We start from the raw sequence: 24184 nt of genomic DNA, 5'->3' as shown, positions 1-24184 counted from the left end.
CTGTGCTCCAATAAATTCCAAAAGAGGAAGGTATGAATAGTGAAGTTAAAGAAAAAGCATGACTGCAACAGCCATGCTTTTTTGATTGTGATTATTTGATTTTTTCTCTGGCCAGTAACTGTGAACAGACCACAAGAACTAACGAGACGATTAACATGACCGTCGCGAGGGCATTAACCTCTGGGGAGATGCCAACTTTCACCATAGAATAAATCTTCAATGGTAAAATTTCATAGGTTGGCCCTGTCACAAACGAGCTAATAATGACATCGTCTAGAGATAGGGTGAAACTTAATAGCCAACCGGCAGCAACGGCTGGTTTGGCTAATGGTAAAATAATTTGCTTAAGAATCGTCCATTCGCTAGCACCCAGATCTTTAGCCGCTTCCAGCATTTTTACATCAAAGCCATTTAACCGGCTGTATACCGTGATCACAACAAAAGGTAGGCAGAAAGTGATGTGAGCAAACAACAGGGTTAAGAAGCCAAGTTCAGCACCAATCACTAAAAATAAAGCAAGCAGTGAGATCGCCATGACAATATCCGGTGACATCATTACGATGAAGAGCATGCCATTTACGAAGTTTTTGCCTCGGAAGCGGTAACGGAAAAGGGCAACCGCAGTTAGGCTACCAATGATCGTTGCTGCTGTAGCCGAAAAAACCGCAACATTAATCGAGTGCCAAGCCGCTTGCATTAAGCTGTCGTTCTTAATTAATGCTTCGTACCATTTCATGGTAAAGCCGCCCCATTTCATACCAAATTTACTGGCATTAAATGAATTAACGATCAATACAATGATTGGCAGGTATAAGAAGGCGTAAACCAGCGTCATAAAGCTGAATCGTAACGTGCGTCCCATTAGTTCAGCTCCACTTTTTTATTCAGTAATTTTCCAGCACGGTAATAAGCATAAAGCATGATGGCCATTGCTGTGGTTAGCGCAATACTGGTTGCTGCCCCAAATGGCCAGTCTCGAGCATTGAGCACTTGGCTTTTAATCACATTACCGATCAGTAAGTTTTTGGCTCCGCCGAGTAAGTCTGAAATGTAGAACATACCTAAAGCAGGAAGAAGCACTAACAGGCAGCCGCCAATAATACCTGGCATTGTTAGGGGAAGCACAACTTTAAACAGGGTTTGTAGTTTGCTTGCGCCTAAATCGCGGGCAGCTTCAATGTAGGTGTGATCTAATTTTTCGATGGCTGAGTACAAAGGCAAAATCATGAAAGGAAGTAAAATATAGACTAAGCCAATCATGACGGCATTTTCTGAATACATGATGCGAATAGGGCGATCGATAATATCCAGAGCCATCAGGCTTTTATTTAAAACGCCTTGTGTACCTAGTACGATTTTAAGGCCATAAGTTCGGATCAGGGAGTTGGTCCAAAAAGGAACAATGACCAGAAACAGCATGAACGGACGCCATTTTTGCGGCATTTTCGCAACGATATAGGCAAACGGGTAACCAACCACTAAGCATATGAGTGTTGCGATGATGGCCATATAAAATGAATGCCACAAAACCTTAGCGTATAACGGATCAAACAATCGGAAATAGTTATCTAAGGTAAAGGTCATGTCGATGAGGTTAGCTTCATCACGAGTTAAGAAGCTAGTACCAATGATCATGACATTAGGAACAAACACAAACAGCATCAACCATCCGACAATCAGAGTGATGATGCAGTTCTGGAGATTAAGCTTCTTCATCAGCTAATACCACTTCCCAGCTTTCAACCCAAGTGACGGCAACTTTTTGCTCTAGTGAATGATCAACATCAGGATCATCTTCGTTAAAGAACTCACTCACCATCACACGCATACCAGATTCTAGTTCAATAACAGAATCTAACGTCATGCCTTTGTAGGTACGTTCTTTTACGTGGCCGACAATGCCTTTGTTTTCACTTTCTTTAATTTCTTCAAGGCGCAGATCTTCTGGGCGAAGTAGGACTTGCAGTTTGTCACCTTGTTGTACATTTAAATCACAATGTACTAAACATGCTTGGCCTTCGATGGTTGCCTGAATACGTTTTTCATCTAAACGTGCAACGACTTCAGCGTTAAAGACATTGATTTCACCGATAAAGCGAGCAACAAATAAGTTCTTCGGTTCTTCATAAATTTCACGTGGTGAACCATCTTGTTCGATAACACCATCACGCATCACGATAATACGATCAGACATCGAAAGGGCTTCTTCTTGATCGTGAGTAACAAAAATGAAGGTAATGCCTAATTGACGTTGTAGCTGTTTTAGCTCAATCTGCATTTGCTTACGCAGTTTGTAATCTAACGCAGACAGGGATTCATCCAGTAGTAGGACTTTCGGTTTGTTAACCACGGCGCGGGCGATGGCAATACGCTGTTGTTGACCGCCTGATAACTGGTGTGGTTTACGCTGCGCCATTTGTTCTAGTCGAACCATTTTTAGCGCTTCAATCACTCTTGGTTCAATTTCAGCATTTGGTACTTTTTGCATACGCAGACCAAAGGCTACGTTTTCAAAAACCGTCATGTGAGGGAAAAGGGCGTAGCTTTGAAATACGGTGTTAACGTGGCGCTGTTCGGCCGGAGTGTTGGTTACATCTTTACTGTCTAGCAAAATTTGACCGTTATCTGCGGTTTCAAAACCCGCGATCATCCTTAAAACGGTGGTTTTGCCGCAGCCCGAAGGACCAAGAATGGTAAGAAACTCACCATGATTGACATCTAAATTAAGGTTTTTGATGATTTCTTTATTATCAAAACTTTTGCTAATACCTGTCAGTTTGATGACTGGTTTTTTTAAAGATTGTGTAACGTTCAACGTCTGCTTATCTCCGCCTTGGGACATGATGATGTTCCCTGCTACCTTAGTGAATTTGACGGCGCATAATAGTCGCCAAAGTTATTAATTCAAAGTGTTTTTTATCTATTTTAGACAATTTTTAAAACGAATTTGTTTTGATGTAATTTTGCTAAAACATACCTAGTTCAACCAGTTTAATAGTGAGCGAAAGTTGTGTTGTAGAAAAAGTGCCCAATAAAGAGCTATTATTACATTAGGAGACACTTCTTCTTCTGATTGTTCTTCCCAGTGTATGCGAGATTCCCGTATAATTGTTATACCTTTACGCTAAGTATCAATGTTATGAGCAACAAGCATTTAGACAAAGAATTTCTATTAGGCGGTAGTATAGAAAAAGCCCTCAGTGGTGACTATGAACTGAGTCCTGTCAAGGTTTTACAAGAAGCGTGGAAAAACACTCTGCGTTATTTCATCAGTTTTTTTCCTGCGATCATGGCGCTTTTGCTGGCTCAACTCGCTCTGTTTTTATTTGCCTTAAAGCTTCAGCTTGGTGACCCTTTTGTTTTATTTGAAGCTTTGCAAGGAAAAGGGGATCTTACAGAGGCCATGCTAAATGCCGTGTGGATTGCTAACTTTAGCTCTGAAGTACTGAGTGCACCGCTATACGCTGGCGTTAGTTTAATGGCCATGAGTCATGCTGCTGGGCTGCCGAGTAAACCTCGCCATTTAATGAAAGGGCTTCCTTTTGCGGTAGCAGTGACTATTGCAACTATGGTGGCGTCTTCTGTTCAAGGAATGGCTAATCTTATTTTCCCTTTACTGTCATTGTATTTAACCATGGCTCTCGGAATGGGCACGCTGCTTATTTGTGAAAAACGAGTGCCGCCATTACAAGCATTAATGCTTTCTTTTAGAGCGACTTATAAGAAAATTATCCCGCTTACTGCTATCTATATGTTTCTTCTTATTATGTTTGCATTGTCGTTCACGGTATTTGGATTAGGTCTGATCATTGTTTTACCTTTCTTCTTTAATGTAAAAGGTGTGATTTACCGCAATATGTTTGGTGTGTCTTTAAAAATTACAACCAAAATCGAAGGTGATGACGACAACGATAATGATCACCAGGTGTTCAATGCATGATTATAAGAAAAATTGTTTCAGCCTCAGTCATTGTACTGGGGTTGGCTGCGTGTGAAGACACTGGCCATACAAGTCGCCTTGAAGAAAAACGAGATGTAGCGACAGAAGTGCCAGTCACAGAGTCTCCTGAAAAAGAAGAAAAGAAACCTGAGCCAGAAATAGAAGAAACTACACCGACGCAAGATAAGCCTGACTTTTCGTCGTATGCCGATGCAAATGAGAAGAAAAAAGCTTTCTTCGATTTCTTACGTCCAGCAGTCGTGATAGAAAATAATCGCATTCTAAAAGAGCGTCAATATTTACTCGCGATGTCAAATAAGCTTCAATCGAGTACGCCAGTGTCTGAAAAAGATACCAGTTATGCTCGTCGCCTTGGTAAGCTTTACCATAATGAAGTTCCTTCCGAAGGTGTTACTCGTTCATGGCTAGACACCATGTTAGTTCAAGTTGATGTTATTCCTGAAGCGTTAGTATTAAGCCAAGCTGCGAATGAATCTGGATGGGGAACATCACGCTTTGCTGTTCAGGGCAATAATTACTTTGGGCAGTGGTGTTATCGTAAAGGTTGTGGCTTAGTACCCAGTTCGAGAACAGAAGGGGCAAGCCATGAAGTTGCGGTGTTTGAATCAGCATACCAATCTGTTCATGCATATTTTATGAATGTGAACCGGAATGCAGCTTATAAAGAATTACGTGAAATAAGACTGGCATTGCATGATGATGAAAACACAGAAGAGAAATTGTCATCTGATCAAATTGCATCACAGCTTACTGCTGGGTTAAGCCGTTATTCAGAGCGTGGTGAAGAGTATGTATCAGAGATACAAGCAATGATAAGACACAATAATAAGTATTGGAGTAAGGGATGATAAAGCGCAGTACTGCACTGTTATTAGGGGCGTTATTAGTTTCGGCACCAGTCGTTGCAGATGAATATATGTTTACTTATTCAAAGCTATTCTCTCAGTTAAAAAATAACACAAAAGAAGGCCATGACGATGTTCGTTTGGCTTTGTTTTTTAACGATGCTAAAACAGGGAAGGCATGTAACATAACGAAAGCCTGGATGGAAAAAGAAGAGCATTATGAAGAGTTTAGCATTCCTGAATCTCAAGAGCTTCCGCTTCCTTTAGACAATAACTTACGCTCGGCTAACCCTTTGGTTTATGTTCATACAGAAGAGGGGAAACAGTGTGATATTGCGATGGAAGTGTTGGTAAGTAAGGATTTAACGACCCGTTTTGATTACCAAACAGTAGAGAATTTATTACCTCAAATGCAGAAGATGATGTCCGATTTAGGAGGGATGTTCTCTAGTTGGTTTATGCCGGATGTAGAAGGGGTTGTGGTTGTTTTTAATGAGCTAGAATCGGGTACAATCGCTATTTCTGAAGCAGATGATATTCAGATCAATAATGGTAGGGCAATCATTAAGTTAGCTGATTTAAATGAGCAATCTGTTGTTACCTTACCTATAAAAGCTGACAAGGTTATGCCTTGGATCCCTCAGTCATAAGGCTTTAAAACTGATAAGGCAGTGTTGTTATTACCATTGCCTTTTTTAGATACTCTAGCGCACTATAATTAAAAGTAAACAAATAAAAACTTAAATAAAGTTAGACAATAACTGATACACCGCAATTACTTACCATTCGAATAAGTAGAAAATAGCGCATATTATAAAAGCCACCTGCGAAGTGTAAGATTATGAACAATTTAATTAATCGATTTTTTAAATACGTTTCTTTCAACACTCAATCTGATCCAAATAACTCGCAATGCCCAAGTAGTATTGGCCAGTATTCATTTGCACAAAGCCTTAAAAGTGAGCTGATTGAGCTAGGACTTGAAGATGTAAGCTTGGATGAAAATGGGTATTTAATGGCAAAGTTGCCTTCAAATGTTGAGCATCATGTCCCAGCTATTGGCTTTATTTCCCATATGGACACCGCACCTGATGCATCGGGGGCTAATGTACAACCGCAAATCATAGAAAATTACCAAGGAGGGGATATCGCACTTGGAATAGGTGATGAGGTTTTGTCTCCTACCCAATACCCAGAACTTAATGCGTTACAAGGTCACAATGTAATTACAACAGATGGAACTACATTACTAGGCGCAGATAACAAAGCTGGTATTGCTGAAATCATGACGGCGTTATCTTTCATGGTTCATAACCCTGATATTAAGCATGGTGACATTTGCATCGGCTTTACTCCTGATGAGGAAATTGGTCGTGGTGCCGATTTATTTAATGTTGAAAAGTTTGGCGCGGAATGGGCATACACTATTGATGGAGGTCCGGTTGGAGAGCTGGAATTTGAAAACTTCCATGCATCAACAGCAACTGTAATATGTCACGGCATTAATGTTCACCCAGGTACAGCAAAAGATAAAATGATTAACTCCATGACTATTGCTGGTAAATTCATCACTAAAATGCCGAAAGAGCAAACGCCTGAACAGACGGAAGGGTACGAAGGTTTTTTCCATTTAAAAAGTATGGAGTCCTCGGTCGCCAAAACAGAGCTAAGCTATATTGTTCGTGACTTTGATGGAAAAGAACAACAAAAGCGGTTGGAGTTTATTCAATCTATCGCCGAAGAACTGAATAAAGAATTAGATAAAGGTCATGTTGAAGTAAAGATCGCGCACAGCTATAACAATATGCGTGAAATGGTTGAGCCACACCCACACATTATAGAGTTAGCTAAAAGTGCTATGATAGCTTGTGACGTAGAGCCAATCGTAAAACCAATTCGTGGAGGCACTGACGGAGCGAGACTATCGTTTATGGGGTTACCATGCCCGAATATTTTTACAGGCGGCTATAATTTTCATGGTATCCATGAGTTTATAACGATTGAAGGAATGGAGCAGGCTGTTCAAGTTATTATTAAATTAGCAGAGCTTACTGCGAGCGATGCCAAGAAACTGTGAATTTAGTGCATAGAAAGCCTGTGTAACTATGCAAAAAGAAAGGCGCATTACTTATCAAGCAATGCGCCTATTTAATTTTAATATCAAACTCAACAAATATTATTGAACGTTTAGTACGTCTAACTGAAGTTTTGGATCAAACTCACCAACTTCAAGTTCTTCAGATACTGGGGTTACTGGCATGTCTTCTTTATCAAACCCGATGTCACCACCATTGATCACGCCAGAGTCACGGTTGATGCTCTTAAAATCAAATAATTGGTGATCTGCCAAGTGGCTAGGAACTACATTTTGCATTGCTGTAAACATGGTTTCAATTCGGCCAGGGAATTGCTTATCCCAGTCATTCAACATCTTCTTCACATTTTGGCGCTGCATGTTTGGCTGAGAGCCACATAAATTACATGGAATAATAGGGTAGTCGCGCATTTCAGAGAACTTGATGATGTCTTTCTCACGGCAATAAGCCAATGGACGAATAACAACGTGTTCACCGTTATCAGAAACCAGCTTCGGTGGCATACCTTTCATCTTTCCACCGTAGAACATGTTCAAGAACATAGTCTCGATGATGTCATCACGATGGTGGCCTAATGCAATTTTTGTTGCGCCAAGTTCCTTCGCTGTGCGGTACAAGATACCACGGCGTAAACGAGAACATAAAGAACAAGTCGTTTTACCTTCTGGCACTTTATCTTTTACGATGGCATAAGTATCTTCTTCAACAATTTTGTACTCAACGCCCAAGCTCTCTAAGTACTCAGGTAATACATGCTCTGGGAACCCTGGTTGTTTTTGATCAAGGTTAACAGCGATTAACTCAAACGAGATTGGCGCACTTTTTTGTAAACTGCGTAAGATATCAAGCATAGTAAAGCTGTCTTTGCCGCCTGATAAACAAACCATAATGCGATCACCATCTTCGATCATGTTGTAATCGGCAATAGCTTGGCCTGTATTTCTACGGATTTTTTTCTGCAGTTTATTAAAATTATACTGTTGTGCTTTGGTCAATTCGCTCATTAATCACTACCTAGAGTCGGGGCGATGGTCTATAAGGCCGACTATTATAATGATGCAGAACTAAAAGAAAATAGATGGGGTGGATTAGAGAAGCGTTTTGTCATTAATACCGACGAAAAACGGAGACGCGGCGTAAAAACACACCGCTTATTTGGTTATAACGCAGACTTAGTCGACAAGTTTAAGCTTCATATCTAGGGTCGAGCGGGCTAACATAACCTTCTGGTTTTAAAGCAAGAACATCACAATTGAGTTTATCAATAGTATGCTCAGCAGTATTGCCAATGAAAACAGCGGATAACCCAGTACGGCCGGTAGTTCCTAGAATGACTAGCTCAGCATCCAGTTTTTTCGAAACATCAGAGATAACATCTTCTGTTATGCCTTCCACAACATGGGTTTGTTCACTTGGAATACAGTACTGTTGGCGAAGGTTTTTCATCGCTGTTAAATGGTGGCCGCGTACTGCATCAGTATATGTTCCCGGATCAAACTCCGGTAACTCAATGGTGATATTTGCAGGGGTACTTGGGTAAGCATTAATTAAATGTGGGGTTGCGTTTAAAATTTCGCTGAATGCAATGGCTTCCTCGACCATCTTATGATTAAGCTCATGATGAGTTTCATTTTCTGAACCAACATGAACAGATGCAATCACGTTACCGTGCTCGGGCCAATCATGTTGTTTTACCAGTAGAACCGGGCAAGGGCACTTACGCAAAAGGTGCCAATCGGTTGGTGTAAAAATAACAGCTTCTAGTGTGTCATTTTGATGTGTGGTTTTAATGAGAATATCTTGGTCACTACTGAACACTTCAGCGACTGTTGCTTCGTAAGGGCGATTATGCCAAACCACTTTTACTTCTATATTAATCTCATCGCTGATGTATTGCTCTGATATTTCATTCATCCATGCTTCACGTTGGCTGATTACGCCTTTGCGCATTGCATCTCTTTCATCGCCAGACAGCATTGAAGTCATTTCATAAGAAAAGTCATAAATAGCGAGAAAGAAAGTAATAACAGCAGGGGATTTGTTTTTTTCTACCAGTTGAATTGCACGAGCTAAAGCTGGTTGTTTATCTTGGTTTGGATCTGCAACAACTAGGATTTTTCGGTATTTTGTCATAATCACCCCTAATGCGGACTCGCTGATAAGATAACTGTAGCGTAATAAGCAGGGAAGGTTGAGGTAATATGAAATTGGAGGGTGAGAAATATGAAGCGGCTCAAATTCGCCGCTTCAGGTAAGATCAAGTGATTAAGATTCTTGAGAAGCGCCAGCTAATTCTGATAATACATCGTGATCTAAGATAGTGATGTACTTACCTTTTACACTTAACATGCCAGACTTTTGGAAACGACCTAATAGGCGACTGATGGTTTCAACGGTTAAACCTAAGTAATTACCAATATCACCACGAGTCATTGTTAAGCGGAATTCACGCTGCGAGAAACCACGTTGAGCAAAACGTACAGACAAGTTATGAAGGAAGGCGGCTAAACGCTCTTCGGCATTCTTTTTAGAAAGCAGAAGAATCATTTCTTGATCGCCTTTAATCTCATTACTCATTAGGCGCATGATTTGCTGTCTCAGCTTAGGCATCTTTCCTGATAAATCATCTAAGATTTCATAAGGAATTTCACACACCATAGAAGTTTCAAGAGCTTGAGCGAAGCTAGGGTGCATACTTTCCGTAATGGCATCAAAGCCCACAAGGTCACCTGCTAAGTGGAAAGCGGTGATTTGTTCATCGCCTTGCTCAGTAATCGTGTAGCTTTTTACTGTACCTGAACGGATCGCGTAAAGAGATTTAAGCTCATCACCAGCTTTAAATAGCTCTTGGCCTTTTTGGATTGGCTTTTTGCGCTCAATGATCTCATCAAGCTGATCAAGCTCAGAGTCATTTAAAGTAAAGGGAATGCACAGTTGGCTAATACTGCAATCCTGACAATGAATTGCACAGCCACCAGACTGAATTCTTTTGGTTGTAGGTTTATCTGAAATCATAAGCTCTGCTTTACCAACTTGATGTAAGTCAATATTTTAACACCAATTCACTTACAATAGGTAGTGAAATAATAAGTCTAATTACAACGAGATATATCACTTTATGATAATTGCGACCAAGCGATATAGCCAGTATGTAATCCATAGGCAAGCAGCAAAAGGGCACTACTTTTTTTAAATAGATTATTACTTAGCACGTTTTTCATGCGTTGAGCACTGGCTCCAACAAGTAACATCGCGGGTAAAGTACCCAGCCCAAAAGCCAGCATGGTTTGAGCTCCTCCTAAGGCACTGCCAGATACCGCAGCCCAACTTAACATTGAGTAAACCAAACCACATGGAAGCCAACCCCAAATGAAACCAAATGGAAGAGCTGATAATGGGCTTTTTAAAGGAAGAAAGCGTTGTGCCAGCGGGGAAATGTACTTCCAGACTACCTGACCACCTTTTTCAATGTAGGTAAGTCCTTTCCACCATTGTCCTATATACAAAGCTAATAGGATCATCATGGCGGCAGCGCCAATTCGTAACCCGACTAAAGCGTTGTTAACACCCGATAAGCCAGCCAAATTCGCAAATGTACTGCCAATTAAAGCACCAATCAAAACATAGCTAGCTAATCGCCCAAAGTTATAAGCTAAGAGAAAAGAAAAGCGACCGCCCTTTGAGGTGGCTTTCGGGCCTGAAACACCAATGGTGAGCGCGGCAGAAACACCGCCGCACATCCCAATACAATGTCCTGCCCCCATTAGGCCTACAACTAATGCACCTAATAAATCCAATTCCATTATTACTGTTCTTTTGTTTTAGCTGTTGAACTGTCGTTTTTATCTTCATCAAATAAGATGCTGTAGCCTTGGCGGTCCAAGTCTTCGAATTGCTCGGTACGAACAGCCCAAAGGAAGACAGCAACAGCCACGCATACTAAGGCTATGGCAATTGGAATCAAAATATATAAGCTACTCATCTTCTTTTAACAACCTCAGTGAATTTGATACAACAATTATGGAGCTAGTAGACATACCTACTACCGCAATATATGGCGCAACCATACCGGCAACGGCGAGAGGTAGGATAACTAAGTTATACCCGAGAGACCATGCTAAATTTTCACGAATGATCTGGCGAGTTTTAAGGGCAAGTTTACGAGCTTTTAAAAGGCGTGCGAGTTTATCACCAAGTAATACCATATCTGCTGAAGCTTTAGCTACATCGGTGCCACTGCCCATAGCAACGGATAAATGAGCTCCAGCAAGAGTAGGGGCATCATTCACACCGTCTCCAACCATCAGCGTAATTTGATCTTTCTTTAAAGAGTGGAGGTATTCAAGCTTGCCTTCAGGAGAGACACCTGAAACAAGATCATCAATGTCGAGTGATTTTGCTACTTGTGCAGCAGCAGGGCTCGCATCACCAGTCAACATGGTAGTACTTATACCTGCTTTTTTAAACTTTTGAATCAATTCAGCGCTATCAGATCGAATTGGGTCATCGAGTTTAAATGCGGCGATAGCTTGATCATCACAAGATAACCATACTTGAAATTGGTCATGATCTTCAGGTAGTTTTTCTAATGCAAATTTAGCTTTACCGATCTTCCAGCTTTTACCTTGATAGGTGCCTTGCAAACCTGAACCAATGGTATTTTCCACATCAGTTACTTTAATGTTTTCTTGTTTAAATGTTGAAAATGCATTGGCAATGGGATGATTAGCAAAAGCTTCTAGCGATGCTGCAATAGAAAGAACTTCTGATTCCGCATAAGTCGAAAAGCAGGTTGTTTCAGTTATACGTACATTACCTTCAGTCAGCGTACCTGTCTTGTCGATCACAAGGCGATTGACTTTACAGAGGGTTTCTAAAACATGGCCACGTCGAAGCATTAAACCAAGGCGACCTAAACGAGATGTTGAACATGTTATCGCTGTTGGTGTAGCTAAAGACAGGGCGCATGGACAAGTAGCAACTAAAACAGAAAGCATGACCCAAAAGGCATCTTCCGGTTTAGTCTGATGCCAGTAATACCAAGTTCCTGCTGCCACAATTAAAGTAACGGCCACAAAGTATCGTGCCACTAAATCTGCTAATCGCGCGACTGTAGGTTTTGACATTTGTGCTTCATCTTGCAAGCGCACAATATTAGAAATAAGAGAATTAGCTTTGCTGTGCGTTACTTCGATGGTGATATTGGCATCACCATTGATTGTGCCGGCATACACAATGTCATCTTTCGACTTTCTTACTGGCATTGGTTCGCCCGTAAGCATAGATTCATCAATGGCTGTATCACCATGTAAAATAATGCCGTCCGCAGGAAGGTTCTCACCAGGTAATACACGGACTTGGTCACCTGCATCCAATGTTCTAGCTGGTACTTGTTCGCCATCAGTCAATGTTGCCATGGCTGGAACTAACTTTAACAAGTTTGCACTTGCTGCTGCGGCTTTTCTGCGAGCACGCATTTCTAAGAATCGCCCAAGCAATAAGAAAAAGGTAAACATTGCTACAGATTCAAAGAAGACTTCACCTTTTTCAGTGATCGTTGCCACTAAGCTTGAGAAGTAGGCGAAGAGTAAAGCGATAGAAACGGGGACATCCATCCCAAGAGTTCGGGCTTTAAGGCTTCGCCATGCATTAAGATAAAAGGGAAGGGCTGAGTATAATAAAACAGGTGTAGCAAATATTAAGCTAACAACTCGAAAGTAGTTTTTAAATTCTTCATCCAGATCGCCAAACACTTCTAAATAAAGCGCTACTGCGAGCATCATGACCTGCATGGTTGCTAAACCAGCAATACCTAATCGATAGAGGTATTGTTTCATGGTGCGGTGATATTCTTGTTCTTGCTTATCTGCTTCAAAAGGGGCTGCTTTATAGCCTAAACGGTGGATGACAGAGAGCAGAGAACTTAGTTTGGTAGATTCAGGATCCCAGCTAAGAATGGCGCGATGGGTTGTTGTGTTTACTCTGATTTCTGCAACGCCATCTTCTTTCCCTACTTGTTTTTCGATTAACCACGCACAAGCAGCGCAGGAAACACCATCTAAAGAAAGTGTCACTTCATTTAATTGTTCTGTATTTCTGACAAATTCACGCTGAACTTCTTGGTGATCATAATGCAAGAGAGCTTGAAGTTGCTCAGGGACTAAGTCTGCTTTTTCAGCAGGGGCAGTTCTATATTGATAATAAGACGTTAAGCCACTGTCTACGATGGTTTGAGCGACAGATTCACAACCAGGACAACACATTTCGCGTTGTTCACCTAATATCTCTACGTGGAAATCAGAGCCTGCTAATACAGGCTCTCCACAGTGATAACACTCTTTACTCATTCCTAATTTTGTCCGTCTAGTTCAACTGGCTCAGAAGTAGGGAAATTAACACGGCCTTGTAGCATCCATTGTTTATCAAAAGATTCTAGTTCTACAAACCATGGGCCATCTAACGACTTATCTAAAGATAGGCGGTAATTTCCGTTAGCATCAGCAGTTAACATTTGAGAGAAATCTTTATCCGCAAGAGTACGATGAGTGAATAGCACACGTAAAGAGGGGTAAGTCTCTAATTTACCTTTCGTAAAGCTTAGTAACAAGTTAGAGCCTTCAGAGTGTATAGAAGCTTCTAACCCTAACTCTTTTGCCGCTTTTAGACGAGAAAGGTCAATATTAATCCCTTTCCCTTTTTTATAATAATCTTCAGCAACTAGAGAGACTTGGTTTTTAGTAAATAAGGTTAAAGTTGTGAAACCGGCAATCACTGCACTCATAGGAAGGGCGATGATGAACCATGGCCAAAATTGTTTATACCAAGGCTTAGACATATAACTACTCTCAATGAAATTTTCTTGGAAAAAAAGCCCCTGGAATACAGGGGCTTTGTGATTATTTATTAGTATTTTTATTTGCTGTCAGAGTTACTTAGGCTCCATACGTAAGCTGAGAGAAGTTGAACTTTCTCTTCACCTAGTATGTCTTTCCAAGCAGGCATTACACCTTGACGACCATGCATAACAGTTTCTGTTACATCTGCACGAGAATCGCCAAATAACCAATCTCTGTCAGTTAGGTCAGGTGCACCAAATGCTGGGTTACCTTTACCATCTGTACCGTGACACGCAGCACAAACAACAAAACGCTGTTTACCTGCGGCTGCTTCTTTCGCATTCACACTACGACCAGAAAGGCTCAACGTGTAGCTTACTACTTCGTCAACACCTTCTTTACCTAATGCATCCCCCCATGCTGGCATGTTACCAATACGACCATTCATGATGGTTGTTTTGATTGCTTCTGGCTCACCACCATATAACCAAGCCTTGTCGGTTAGGTTAGGGAAGCCTTTCATACCACGAGCATCAGAGCCGTGACATTGAGAACAGTTTTGAAGAAATAAACGTTGACCAACCTTTATTGCTTCATCATCTGCTGCAATGTCTGTAATGGCACGGAAATCCGAACCATTTGCTTCATAAGCTAGCCTTTTGAATGTTTCACCAAAAACGTTTTCAGCATCGTTAAGTTCTTTTGCAAACTGATCAAGATGTTGCTCTTGTTGAGCGCGTGCAATTGAAGCACGTGACTCTTCCATAGAGCGAACGGTTTGATCAGAACTTGTCCAGCCTAATACGCCTTTGAAGTTACCTAAACCTGGGTACAAAATTAGGTAAACAATAGCAAAAACTAGTGTTGCCCAAAATAAGTAAGACCACCATTTTGGTAACGGGTTGTTAATTTCACGAATACCATCGTATTCGTGCCCCATGTCTTCGCCTTCTTCAATACCCGTGCTGTTCTTTTTACACCAAATAAGTAGAGCAGCACAACCAGCGAGAGAACCAAGGGTAATTACTGTAATCCAGATACTCCAGAATGTAGTCATTACTTGCTAGCTCCTGTTTTTTTTAGGGTAGCAGTATCGAGTTCTTCGTCAGCAAATACCAAATTAGCCGCTTCTTCAAAAGAGGCTTTTCGGCGCTTACTGTAAGCCCAGAATACGATACCGATGAAGCTCACGAACAGTACTACTGTCCAAATGCTATGTATGGTTCCAACGTCCATGGGACCTCCTTACTTCATCGCATGACCAAGAGACTGAAGATAGGCAATAATTGCATCCATCTCCGTTTTGCCTTCAACTTCTTTCGAAGCGTTATCCACTTGTTCTTGAGTGTAAGGTACACCGTAAGACTCACGGAATAGGGCAAGTTTCTTAGATGTTAATTCACCGTCTAGCATGTTTTCTTCCAACCATGGGAAGCCAGGCATATTTGACTCAGGAACCACGTCACGAGGGTTAATCAAGTGAACACGGTGCCATTCATCAGAATAACGCTCACCAACACGAGCTAGATCTGGACCAGTACGCTTAGAACCCCATAGGAAAGGGTGTTCCCACACACTTTCGCCAGCAACAGAGTAGTGACCGTAACGTTCAGTTTCAGCACGGAACGGACGGATCATCTGACTGTGACATACTGTACAGCCTTCACGGATGTAAATATCACGGCCTTCCATCTCTAGAGCAGTATAAGGGCGCAGGTTTTCAACTGGCTCAGTTGTTTGCTTTTGGAAAATAAGCGGTGTGATTTCAACCAAGGCACCTAAACTAATTGCAAATACAATCAGAATAGCAAGTAGGCCAACATTTTTTTCTACGATTTCATGACGATTCGTACTCATTTTTGCGACCTCCTTATGCTGGTTGCTCAACGGCTTTTAATGTGTTCTTTGGAGCGCTCACAGTCTTATATGCGTTGTATGCCATTAAGAACATACCAGATAAGAAGATGAAACCACCTAGGAAACGTACAAAGTAGAACGGGTAAGATGCTTCTAATGACTCAACAAAGCTGTATGTTAACGTACCATCAGAGTTAACCGCACGCCACATCAGGCCTTGCATTACACCAGAGATCCACATTGCTACGATGTAAAGAACAGTACCAACCGTTGCTAACCAGAAGTGAACGTTGATTAAAGCAATTGAGTACATACGCTCTTGACCAAATAGTTTAGGAACTAAGTGGTAAACAGAACCGATAGATACCATTGCAACCCAGCCTAACGCACCAGAGTGTACGTGACCGATAGTCCAGTCCGTATAGTGAGATAATGCGTTAACCGTTTTAATTGCCATCATAGGACCTTCAAAGGTAGACATACCGTAGAAAGACAGAGATACGATTAGGAAACGTAGGATAGGGTCGTAACGAAGTTTATGCCATGCACCAGAAAGGGTCATGATACCGTTAATCATACCACCCCAAGATGGAGCAAACAGTACCAAAGACATCACCATACCAAGAGACTGAGTCCAGTCAGGTAGAGCAGTGTAATGTAAGTGGTGAGGACCAGCCCAGATATAAAGAGAAACTAGAGCCCAGAAGTGGACAATAGATAAACGGTATGAGAATACTGGACGTCCAGCTTGTTTTGGTACGAAGTAGTACATCATACCCAAGAAACCAGCTGTAAGTAGGAAACCTACCGCATTATGGCCGTACCACCATTGAACCATAGCATCCACGGCACCAGAGTAAATCGAGTAAGATTTAGTCATAGAGACAGGAATAGCTAAGCTGTTCACTATGTGAAGTACTGCTACCGTAATAATAAAGGCACCGAAGAACCAGTTAGCAACGTAAATATGAGAAGTTTTACGTTTAATCATGGTTCCAAAGAATACGATCGCATACGCGACCCACACCGCAGTGATCGCCAAATCGATTGGCCACTCTAATTCTGCGTATTCCTTACCCGATGTCATACCCAGCGGCAACGTAATTGCTGCAGATAGGATAATGGCTTGCCAGCCCCAGAAGGTGAACGCAACTAACGGACCACCAAACAGACGTGTTTGACAAGTACGCTGCACAACGTAATAAGACGTTGCAAACAGGGCACTTGTACCGAACGCGAAAATTACTGCATTAGTATGCAGTGGACGCAGACGGCTATACGTCAGCCATGGTGTGTCAAAGTTTAGTTGCGGCCAAACCAACTGAGCGGCAATTAATACACCAACAGACATACCAACAATACCCCATAGAATAGTTACCATGGTGAATTGTCGAACGACTGTATAGTTGTAATTTTGTTCAAGCTGCTTTTCTTGGCTCATTTTGCATGCTTCCACTTGTATTGTTCAACTACACTCTACTTTCTATGCGCGAACTTAATTGTCGCAATGCCACCCAATTGCTCAGCAAGTAAATAGAACAAGTTTTAACCGTTCCAACTCTTGCATTGCACTTTTATTGTAAAAGTGGCATTTTCAGCCAAGATGATACTGTAGTTGGCAATCGAATGACAGAGCAGTAGCCACACTGTCGTTACGGTTAAGCAACATTTATTTGAAAAGTTTGAACTCTGTAACACGGAAAACGAGTAACTCATGGCAGCAGAAAAACTAACCCGCGCAAGATTAATACAAATTATATTCTTAATGGTGGTGCTTATTAGCGCATTTACATGGAGAACATTAACTTATGAGCCAACATCATCGGTTAATCCCCCAGTAAAATCATGTGATTTAACCCAGAAAAAATGTGAAATTATCTTAGAAGAAAAATTGGTCGTCGTTGATTTTTCCAGTCGACCTCTTAGTGAGAATTCAACATTAGAGCTAACAATTTCTGGTGAGATGTTAAAGCCTCTAGCGACTGTTGAAGGAGTTGATATGTTTATGGGGTCGATTCCCGTAACTTTTTCTGAATCATCAACTGGTTGGAATGGTGAGTTTTTTGTGCCAGCCTGCACACATTCTGAAATGACTTGGCAGATAAAAATCAAGATGAATAACAAAAATGAAATGTTTAATTTTACTGTATTTAAAGATCAATAAAACATACAGTTAGCTTACATTAGTTATACTTTTATGGCCTGAAGTTTTATTCAGGCCTATTATCATTAATAACATATATTTTAAACTTTTCCACCCACCCAAAATTCTTGCCCTGTTAAAGTGTTCGCTTTAGGGCTTATTAAAAACTCAACTAAATGAATAAACTCATCTATGTTGTAATTTTTTTCTTTATTAACAACACTTTGAAATTCATTGTGTAAACTATTTTTCTCATTACCACATCGATTACTGTACGAAGAAGCGATACAATTTACTCTCACTTCTGGCTTTAAGCTCACTGCTAATGATTCTGTAAATGCAGATATTCCTGCTAGAGAAAATTGAGCAGATAAACTTTCACAATTATCAAAACTAGCGCAGTTAATTACAGAACCATTGCTCTCTTTTAAATATGAATAAGCTTGCTTAACTACCAACATTGGTTCTGTAAAGTTTCTTTTGATATCTTCTCCCCAAAGAGCAGTGTCTTGTTCTGAAATATGAGGCTGCTTACAGTTAATTTCATAGTTATTATTTATAATAGTATCGATACGACCAAATTGCTGAGTGATTGATTCGAAGGCTCCAATGAGGTCAGGTTCATTCGAAAGGTTTGCTTTTATGAAACGAATTCGAGGTTCAAAATCGGCCAGTTCAAAGCCTGCAGACTCATTGGGATCTAATGCAAATACTAAGTGTTGTTGTTTCGCTAAGTAACATCCAATCTTTTTTCCAAGACCTTTTGTCGCACCAGTGATAACAATTACCTTTGTCAAAAATTAATCCTTTAAAACGAAATTAAAAATATAGATTATGAAAAAAATCGTCATATTAAGTAATAAGCACTAATCTAAGAAGGATTTCCCTTCAAGAAACAGCCATATAATGAGATTATTTGAATACATATGAAAGGCTTATAATTCTGACGAATGAAAATTATAACGAGTAGCGCGCAAGACATCGATACTAAAAATGCCATAGATGAGATCTGTAAGAGCTTTCCAACACAAAATCTTTCTCCATCTATTATCTTGTGTTATTTCACCGAGGAACATGATGGAGACCAAGTTATCCGTCTTCTCCGTGAATGTTATCCTAAAGCAAAGATTCACGGTTGCTCGTCGTGCCAAGGAATCATGACAGATAAAGGTTTTTTTTCTAGCCCTGCAATAAGTGTTTGGGCACTTTTTGATACTAAAAATGGTGCCTATGGGACAGGGCTAGCAAGTTTTGACCAGCTACCTGTTCACGAAGCAACTAAAAGCGCATTATTTCATGCGATTAAAGATACAGGTCGATTTGGTGAGTTACCTGAACTTCTTATCTTACACACCACACCAGGTTCTGAAGAAGAAGTCCTCCAAGCTATTGAAGCTGAACTTAAAGGCGTGCCTATTGTCGGTGGAAGCGCAGCCGATAACCATATCATGAATAATTGGCAAATCATCACTCAACGTGGCAGCTGTAAAAATGGTGTCTCTATTTCAGTTTATTATCCTTCATGTCAGATCTCATATTCATTTCACTCAGGGTATATATCCACAGGTAAAAGAGGAGTTGCAACTAAGGTTGACGGTAGAGAGCTCATTGAAATTAATGGGCAACCCGCAGCACAAGTTTACCAACAGTGGACTGGACTGAATTTAAATGAAAATATGTCAGATAATGTCAATATTTTAACCCAAAGCAATCTATTTCCGTTTGGTCGTATTGCTGGCTATTTATATGAATCCCCATACTATAAACTTACACACCCGGCCAAGGTAACAGAGCGGGGCGGATTACTATTATTTTCCACCATAACTTCTGGTGAGGAAATATACTTAATGACAGGAACACGAAAAAGATTGATAACCAGAGCAGGACGAGTCATTGATTCAGCAATAGACACCTCACGAGGTCAATTAGATCCAATTGGTGGTTTGAATGTTTATTGTGCAGGGTGTATGGCTCACATAGTTGATGATATGGACAGTGTTCGGCTGCATGTTAATCAAGCGATGCATGAGCAGCCATATGTCTGTCCTTTTACTTTTGGTGAACAAGGGAAATTTATAGGTGGCGAAAATGCTCATGGGAACCTTATGATCTCTACTGTGCTGTTTCACCGAAGTTAGGATTTTGTATTATGGACCATTTTGAATCAGAGCAGCTTCAAGAGACGCTAGTTGAACTACTAAGAAGCCAGGAGAGGGAGCAAAAACTTCGTGATGAAAACAGCGCTATACTTGCTTCACTTACTGCAATGTCTAGCGCTAAAAATAAACAACAAATTTTCAATGGCTTACTAAATGTATTGCGCTCCTACATTAGTTTTGATGAAGCTGTCGTCTTAACAAGAAGTGATGAAAATTTTAATTTTAAAGTCCTCGTATCTACATTCTCCATCTTTGATAATACAACATGGCCAGCATTCTCTACATTTGAGCGAGGCTTAACTGGTGAGTGTATTATTTTATTTGATCCGAGCCAGGTCGAAGAATTTACCTTTCTTGAACATACTCTGCATCAATACACTCGTTCAGTAATGCTAACAGGAATGAATGTAAACTCGAACGATGCACTCATTTTATTGCTAAGTCCTAATGAAGGGCAATTTTCACCATCATGTAAAGATACGATGCTACGCTTCTTACCGTTAGTAGAACGAGCCGTTGTTGATATTGATTACAGAGAACGGCTTCAATCATTAGTGGCAGTACGCACCAAAGAACTTCATAACAACAAACAACGCTTCCAAGATTTTGCCCGAACCGTGGGGGATTGGTTTTGGGAAACAGATAACAGCTTCAATTTTACTTATCTATCTGATACCAGTATTGCTCAAAAAACCATTACCACAAACAACCTTTTAGAGTTAATCAATAATGAGGACGTTGTCGATCAAATTAAAAAAGCCATGTCTGAAAGAGCGGAGTTTGAAGAGCTTGAATGGATAGCAGATCGAAATAGTGATTTATGGTTAAGTATTAGTGGTTGTCCATATTACGATAAAAAAGGCAATATTATCGGTTATCGTGGAACAGCAAAAAACATAAGTACCCGTAAAAAGCACCTATTTGAACTACAAAATGCACGAAAAGATGCCGAAAATGCTAATGATGCAAAATCGCAATTCTTAGCGATGATGAGCCATGAAATCAGAACACCATTAAACGCAGTACTAGGAATGATGGATGCACTACAAGATTCTGATCTCGATAAAGAACAAGAACAGTGGCTTACTCAAATGGATCAATCTGCTCAATTGTTACTTACTATTATCAGTGATGTATTGGATATATCTAAGATAGAATCTGGTAACTTTGAATTGTATAAGCAAAACATGAATGTGGGTGACACTGTCACACTTGTGATAAATCACTTCCAAGAACAAGCTATTGCTAAAAACCTACCTTTGATTGTCGATATTTCACCCGACATACCGAAAAATATTTGGTGCGATGCAACCAGATTCTCTCAAATACTGTTTAATCTTGTTGGAAATGCAATCAAATTTACTGAAAAAGGGAAAATTGATGTTCGCGTTTCAACCGATGGTCAACTATTAAACATAACAGTTAGAGATACAGGGATCGGAATAGGCCAAGAATCTCAGCAACAGTTGTTTAAACCATTCGTGCAAGCTGACAATACAATAACAAGACGTTTTGGAGGCACTGGGCTTGGGTTAGCAATCAGCAAACGCTTAGTAGATATGATGGGAGGAGACATTCGTGTTTCCAGTAAATTGCAATATGGCAGCTGTTTCTATGTTGATTTACCAATAACCAAAAGCACAACGCCAGTTCAACTGAAAGATCAGCACTTAATCATTTCCAACAAACAGCAGCTTTCAATTCTTGTCGCTGAAGACAGTGTTGCAAACCAAATGGTCATAAAACTGATTTTAGAAAAGCTGAACCATACAGTGACAATCGTTAACAATGGTAAAGAAGCTTTTGAAATGTTGAAGAGAAAACATGATGTATTTGATGTTGTTTTTATGGATGTTTCAATGCCAGTAATGGATGGTTTAGCAGCTACGAAAGAAATCAGAAAACAAGGAATCGAGTTACCAATCATAGCATTAACAGCTCATGCAATGGCGACAGATAAAGAACGTTGCTTAGAATCAGGAATGGATAATTTTTTATCTAAGCCTGTAAGAGCAAAAGAAATAAATCTAATGTTAAATCAGTATCCGAGAATGTCTGATTCATAATAAGATTTAAGCTAATGACAAAGTATTTAAGATTCGATCAACTCAGTTGAGAGATTCTTAAATACAGTGTTTATTAGCTATTTTATGGTAAATACAGATTATGGTTAAATTGAATAGGTTCTTTAAAATATTCTCTAGATATGGAGTGGGTGAGTGCCATATCATAAGAGCCCACAAAGAGATAGACCTAATTTATATACCTCTAAACTTAATTTAACATAATATACATAATACGCACTTTGGTAAGTTATTGTAACATATGGGATGTCAGAATCGACATTGCAAAAGCTCAGACATTTTTCCTACCAGCATCAATCAGTTATCCATCTTTATTAGTATTTATCTCCATTTCAATTAGCTGTACCTATGTGTCCAGTAAATTGGGCGGATTTCTGCCATTATGTCTTAACACGCCACTTAATCGCTTTCATCGATTAACCCCCGATTTACCCATCGAAAAAAACCATCAAAATAAAAAACGATTCGTGAGGTTTATCACATGCTACTAGACGCCTTCCGCCAGTTGTATTGGCAAGAATTTGAAACTTACAGCCAAGGCGCGGAATATTTTCACGTCGAACCCATCACCGTCAAACGTTGGCTGACCGGAAAAATAGACATCAACCCGATGGCCGAAAAACTGCTCATTATCAAAGCGATTGGCTTTTTGCCCAATGACATCCGTTGGCAAGGTTTTCGAATTAATGAAGAGCGCGGGATTTTAATCACCCCCGAAGGCCGTGAGTTCAGCCCCAAGGAATTGGACAGCTTTGCGTAGTTTTCTTTTCTAATTTCATTACCCGCTCTTCTAACTTATCGATTAATTGCTTAATCCAACGTATATCCGTTTTAATGGTGGCTGTTGTACCGACTGCTGACGCAAAGCCGGACGCAATCGCAACCATCAATGTTTGGTATATTTCCATGCGCGCACCCTATCCTTTTTTCTCTGTTCGAGCAACATCCCAAAAACCACTAACCCCATGATAATCGTAGGAATTAGTCCCCCTAACTCCACTCCTGAGTTCGTTACGTCGATGTCAATAAGTTGCGTTTGTCCTGTCACCGATGCCGTAGCGGCAGTGCCTAAAAGGACTAAACCTGTTTTTGTGCTGCTTTCATTCAATTTCATAATAAACCCGCTTTTTTTAAGTGTTTTATGGTGTACGCACCGATGACCATGCCCGCCACGCTAATACTGAGTTTTAAAACAATATGTCGCTTCGTCATGCAATATCGACCCCCGCCCGCGCCGTTTTCAGCGTGTAATAGTTGCCCACTTCCATGCGTGACATGGCGTGCAATACGCTGGCTAACGTGACATTGTCACTGGTATTGATAGGCAGTGTGGCGGGAATGCCTGTCCACTTGGAGATCGTCTTTACATAGTGGTCGGTGTCGTTTTCATGGCTTGGGGCAAAACGGAAATGATGATCTTGCAGATAAACTGATGATTTGAAATGATTAAGATCACCACATTGGCTAGCTCAATAGCATAGAGTGACTAGTCGGTTATTCATATAAACATAACGTTACAGGATCATTTGATTGAATGAGGAAGATGTAAAATTTTAAATTTTTCCCTTACCTAATAAAATTTTCTTCGCTTAAGATTAGGAATAAAGAAAAAATACTTACATAAAATATGCGATTCCTCTCGCAATTCCCACAAAATAAATATTATTATAATCATCAATAATATCACCCTCTCTTCTAGAGTGAACTTTATGATAACGACCATTGTTATTGTTGTACTTTTGTATGGTTTTGCATGGTACCGCTTTGCGACAAGAAAAGTCAGGTATGCTGTTGTACGTACCGCAACATTGTCTAAAATTCCACAACAAGTTATTGTTACTTGGATTATGGATCATAAATCGCAGATGGATTTGCTTGAATACGAAGAGTTCATTGAAGACTTGAGTGAAAAAGAAGCGAAAGATTTAAAGGAATTATTTTTAGATTTATCGCACTTTTTGGAAGTGAATTACCCTAAGCATGCTCGTGAATGTTCCATCGCATTAAAAGAAGCCGGTGTATTTTAGTTTCACCAACTTAATGCTCTAAATCTTGTTATTAAATTGGAAATGCCAAGTAGTTTGTTTTTTTGCTTGGCTTTCTGTTCTGCGTTATTTCTAAATGGGCTGAGATATCTGTGCATCAAGCTCGCTAATTTTCTACTTCCTCGAAGTACTTTCACTTTCTGCCTGAATTTGGGCTT

General features: G+C 40.3%; 24 protein-coding genes and 1 pseudogene. 9 read left to right on the top strand and 16 right to left on the bottom strand.

Annotated features, from left to right (window positions below):
* Positions 1-91: 91 nt before the first annotated feature.
* The 3 genes from potC to potA are packed head-to-tail and all read right to left on the bottom strand — an operon-like array spanning position 92 to position 2842.
* The gene (gene potC, locus MHO82_RS05725) at positions 92-862 is read right to left on the bottom strand and encodes a spermidine/putrescine ABC transporter permease PotC (protein WP_239182892.1); all 771 of its coding nucleotides are present in this window, start codon (positions 860-862) and stop codon (positions 92-94) included.
* Complete coding sequence (gene potB, locus MHO82_RS05720; protein WP_239182996.1) at positions 862-1719, bottom strand: spermidine/putrescine ABC transporter permease PotB; 858 nt, start codon at positions 1717-1719, stop codon at positions 862-864. Before potB ends, potC begins: the two co-directional genes overlap by 1 nt.
* A complete protein-coding gene (potA, locus tag MHO82_RS05715) occupies positions 1703-2842 on the bottom strand; it encodes a spermidine/putrescine ABC transporter ATP-binding protein PotA (RefSeq protein ID WP_239182891.1) in 1140 nt (379 codons plus the stop codon). The genes potB and potA overlap by 17 nt, the downstream gene beginning before the upstream one ends.
* Positions 2843-3139: 297 nt before the next feature.
* On the opposite strand from potA, the gene MHO82_RS05710 reads away from it, so the two are divergent.
* The 4 genes from MHO82_RS05710 (at position 3140) to pepT (ending at position 6883) form a co-directional block, all read left to right on the top strand.
* A complete protein-coding gene (locus tag MHO82_RS05710) occupies positions 3140-3940 on the top strand; it encodes a hypothetical protein (RefSeq protein WP_239182890.1) in 801 nt (266 codons plus the stop codon).
* Positions 3937-4809 carry a glucosaminidase domain-containing protein gene (locus MHO82_RS05705; protein ID WP_239182889.1) on the top strand — a complete coding sequence of 291 codons (873 nt, stop codon included), beginning with the start codon at positions 3937-3939 and terminating at the stop codon, positions 4807-4809. Before MHO82_RS05710 ends, MHO82_RS05705 begins: the two co-directional genes overlap by 4 nt.
* Positions 4806-5456 carry a DUF2987 domain-containing protein gene (locus tag MHO82_RS05700; protein ID WP_239182888.1) on the top strand — a complete coding sequence of 217 codons (651 nt, stop codon included), beginning with the start codon at positions 4806-4808 and terminating at the stop codon, positions 5454-5456. Before MHO82_RS05705 ends, MHO82_RS05700 begins: the two co-directional genes overlap by 4 nt.
* A gap of 191 nt (positions 5457-5647) precedes the next feature.
* A complete protein-coding gene (gene pepT, locus MHO82_RS05695; protein ID WP_239182887.1) occupies positions 5648-6883 on the top strand; it encodes a peptidase T in 1236 nt (411 codons plus the stop codon).
* A 99-nt stretch (positions 6884-6982) separates the two neighbouring features.
* On the opposite strand, the gene ttcA is transcribed toward pepT, so the two are convergent.
* The 11 genes from ttcA to ccoN form a co-directional block, all read right to left on the bottom strand.
* Positions 6983-7906, bottom strand: coding sequence for a tRNA 2-thiocytidine(32) synthetase TtcA (gene ttcA / locus MHO82_RS05690; RefSeq protein ID WP_239182886.1), 924 nt, complete (start codon positions 7904-7906; stop codon positions 6983-6985).
* 181 nt (positions 7907-8087) lie between these two features.
* A complete protein-coding gene (gene uspE, locus MHO82_RS05685; protein ID WP_239182885.1) occupies positions 8088-9035 on the bottom strand; it encodes a universal stress protein UspE in 948 nt (315 codons plus the stop codon).
* A 132-nt stretch (positions 9036-9167) separates the two neighbouring features.
* The gene (locus MHO82_RS05680; RefSeq protein WP_239182884.1) at positions 9168-9917 is read right to left on the bottom strand and encodes an FNR family transcription factor; all 750 of its coding nucleotides are present in this window, start codon (positions 9915-9917) and stop codon (positions 9168-9170) included.
* 101 nt (positions 9918-10018) lie between these two features.
* The gene (locus MHO82_RS05675) at positions 10019-10705 is read right to left on the bottom strand and encodes a sulfite exporter TauE/SafE family protein (RefSeq protein WP_239182883.1); all 687 of its coding nucleotides are present in this window, start codon (positions 10703-10705) and stop codon (positions 10019-10021) included.
* A gap of 2 nt (positions 10706-10707) precedes the next feature.
* Entirely contained in the window at positions 10708-10884 is a 177-nt protein-coding gene (gene ccoS / locus MHO82_RS05670; protein WP_239182882.1) for a cbb3-type cytochrome oxidase assembly protein CcoS, read from the bottom strand.
* A complete protein-coding gene (locus MHO82_RS05665) occupies positions 10877-13249 on the bottom strand; it encodes a heavy metal translocating P-type ATPase (protein WP_239182881.1) in 2373 nt (790 codons plus the stop codon). The genes ccoS and MHO82_RS05665 overlap by 8 nt, the downstream gene beginning before the upstream one ends.
* A gap of 2 nt (positions 13250-13251) precedes the next feature.
* Positions 13252-13737 carry a FixH family protein gene (locus MHO82_RS05660; protein ID WP_239182880.1) on the bottom strand — a complete coding sequence of 162 codons (486 nt, stop codon included), beginning with the start codon at positions 13735-13737 and terminating at the stop codon, positions 13252-13254.
* Between the two features lie 77 nt (positions 13738-13814).
* Positions 13815-14795 carry a cytochrome-c oxidase, cbb3-type subunit III gene (gene ccoP, locus MHO82_RS05655; protein ID WP_239182879.1) on the bottom strand — a complete coding sequence of 327 codons (981 nt, stop codon included), beginning with the start codon at positions 14793-14795 and terminating at the stop codon, positions 13815-13817.
* Positions 14795-14974, bottom strand: a complete 180-nt coding sequence (locus MHO82_RS05650) for a CcoQ/FixQ family Cbb3-type cytochrome c oxidase assembly chaperone (RefSeq protein ID WP_239182878.1) — start codon at positions 14972-14974, stop codon at positions 14795-14797. The genes ccoP and MHO82_RS05650 overlap by 1 nt, the downstream gene beginning before the upstream one ends.
* A gap of 9 nt (positions 14975-14983) precedes the next feature.
* Positions 14984-15595 (bottom strand): cytochrome-c oxidase, cbb3-type subunit II, encoded by a 612-nt coding sequence (gene ccoO, locus MHO82_RS05645; protein WP_239182877.1) that lies wholly within the window; start codon positions 15593-15595, stop codon positions 14984-14986.
* Between the two features lie 13 nt (positions 15596-15608).
* Positions 15609-17036: a cytochrome-c oxidase, cbb3-type subunit I gene (ccoN, locus tag MHO82_RS05640; protein ID WP_239182876.1), complete on the bottom strand. Its 1428-nt coding sequence runs from the start codon at positions 17034-17036 to the stop codon at positions 15609-15611.
* A gap of 273 nt (positions 17037-17309) precedes the next feature.
* On the opposite strand from ccoN, the gene MHO82_RS05635 reads away from it, so the two are divergent.
* Complete coding sequence (locus MHO82_RS05635; RefSeq protein ID WP_239182875.1) at positions 17310-17759, top strand: hypothetical protein; 450 nt, start codon at positions 17310-17312, stop codon at positions 17757-17759.
* Positions 17760-17839: 80 nt separating this feature from the next.
* Here the strand turns inward: MHO82_RS05635 and MHO82_RS05630 are convergent, their stop codons facing one another.
* A complete protein-coding gene (locus MHO82_RS05630) occupies positions 17840-18535 on the bottom strand; it encodes an SDR family oxidoreductase (protein ID WP_239182874.1) in 696 nt (231 codons plus the stop codon).
* A 153-nt stretch (positions 18536-18688) separates the two neighbouring features.
* Here MHO82_RS05630 and MHO82_RS05625 point away from each other — a divergent pair, with 153 nt between their 5' ends.
* The 3 genes and pseudogenes from MHO82_RS05625 to MHO82_RS05615 all read left to right on the top strand — a co-directional run.
* Entirely contained in the window at positions 18689-19876 is a 1188-nt protein-coding gene (locus tag MHO82_RS05625; protein ID WP_239182873.1) for an FIST N-terminal domain-containing protein, read from the top strand.
* 11 nt (positions 19877-19887) lie between these two features.
* The gene (locus tag MHO82_RS05620) at positions 19888-21963 is read left to right on the top strand and encodes an ATP-binding protein (RefSeq protein WP_239182872.1); all 2076 of its coding nucleotides are present in this window, start codon (positions 19888-19890) and stop codon (positions 21961-21963) included.
* A 499-nt stretch (positions 21964-22462) separates the two neighbouring features.
* Positions 22463-22735, top strand: a pseudogene (locus MHO82_RS05615) (DUF3653 domain-containing protein); the annotation flags it as partial.
* Here the strand turns inward: MHO82_RS05615 and MHO82_RS05610 are convergent.
* A complete protein-coding gene (locus MHO82_RS05610) occupies positions 22710-22889 on the bottom strand; it encodes a hypothetical protein (protein WP_239182871.1) in 180 nt (59 codons plus the stop codon). The pseudogene MHO82_RS05615 and the gene MHO82_RS05610 overlap by 26 nt on opposite strands.
* Positions 22890-23690: 801 nt before the next feature.
* Between MHO82_RS05610 and MHO82_RS05605 the strand changes: the two genes are divergently transcribed.
* A complete protein-coding gene (locus tag MHO82_RS05605; protein WP_239182870.1) occupies positions 23691-24008 on the top strand; it encodes a hypothetical protein in 318 nt (105 codons plus the stop codon).
* The last annotated feature ends 176 nt before the right edge of the window (positions 24009-24184 follow it).

The organism is Vibrio sp. Of7-15 (genome assembly GCF_022347565.1).
In the GTDB taxonomy this organism is placed as follows: domain Bacteria; phylum Pseudomonadota; class Gammaproteobacteria; order Enterobacterales; family Vibrionaceae; genus NORP241.
The sequence above is the reverse complement of the archived record's forward strand: the minus strand, read 5'-3'. Positions and strand labels throughout refer to the sequence as shown.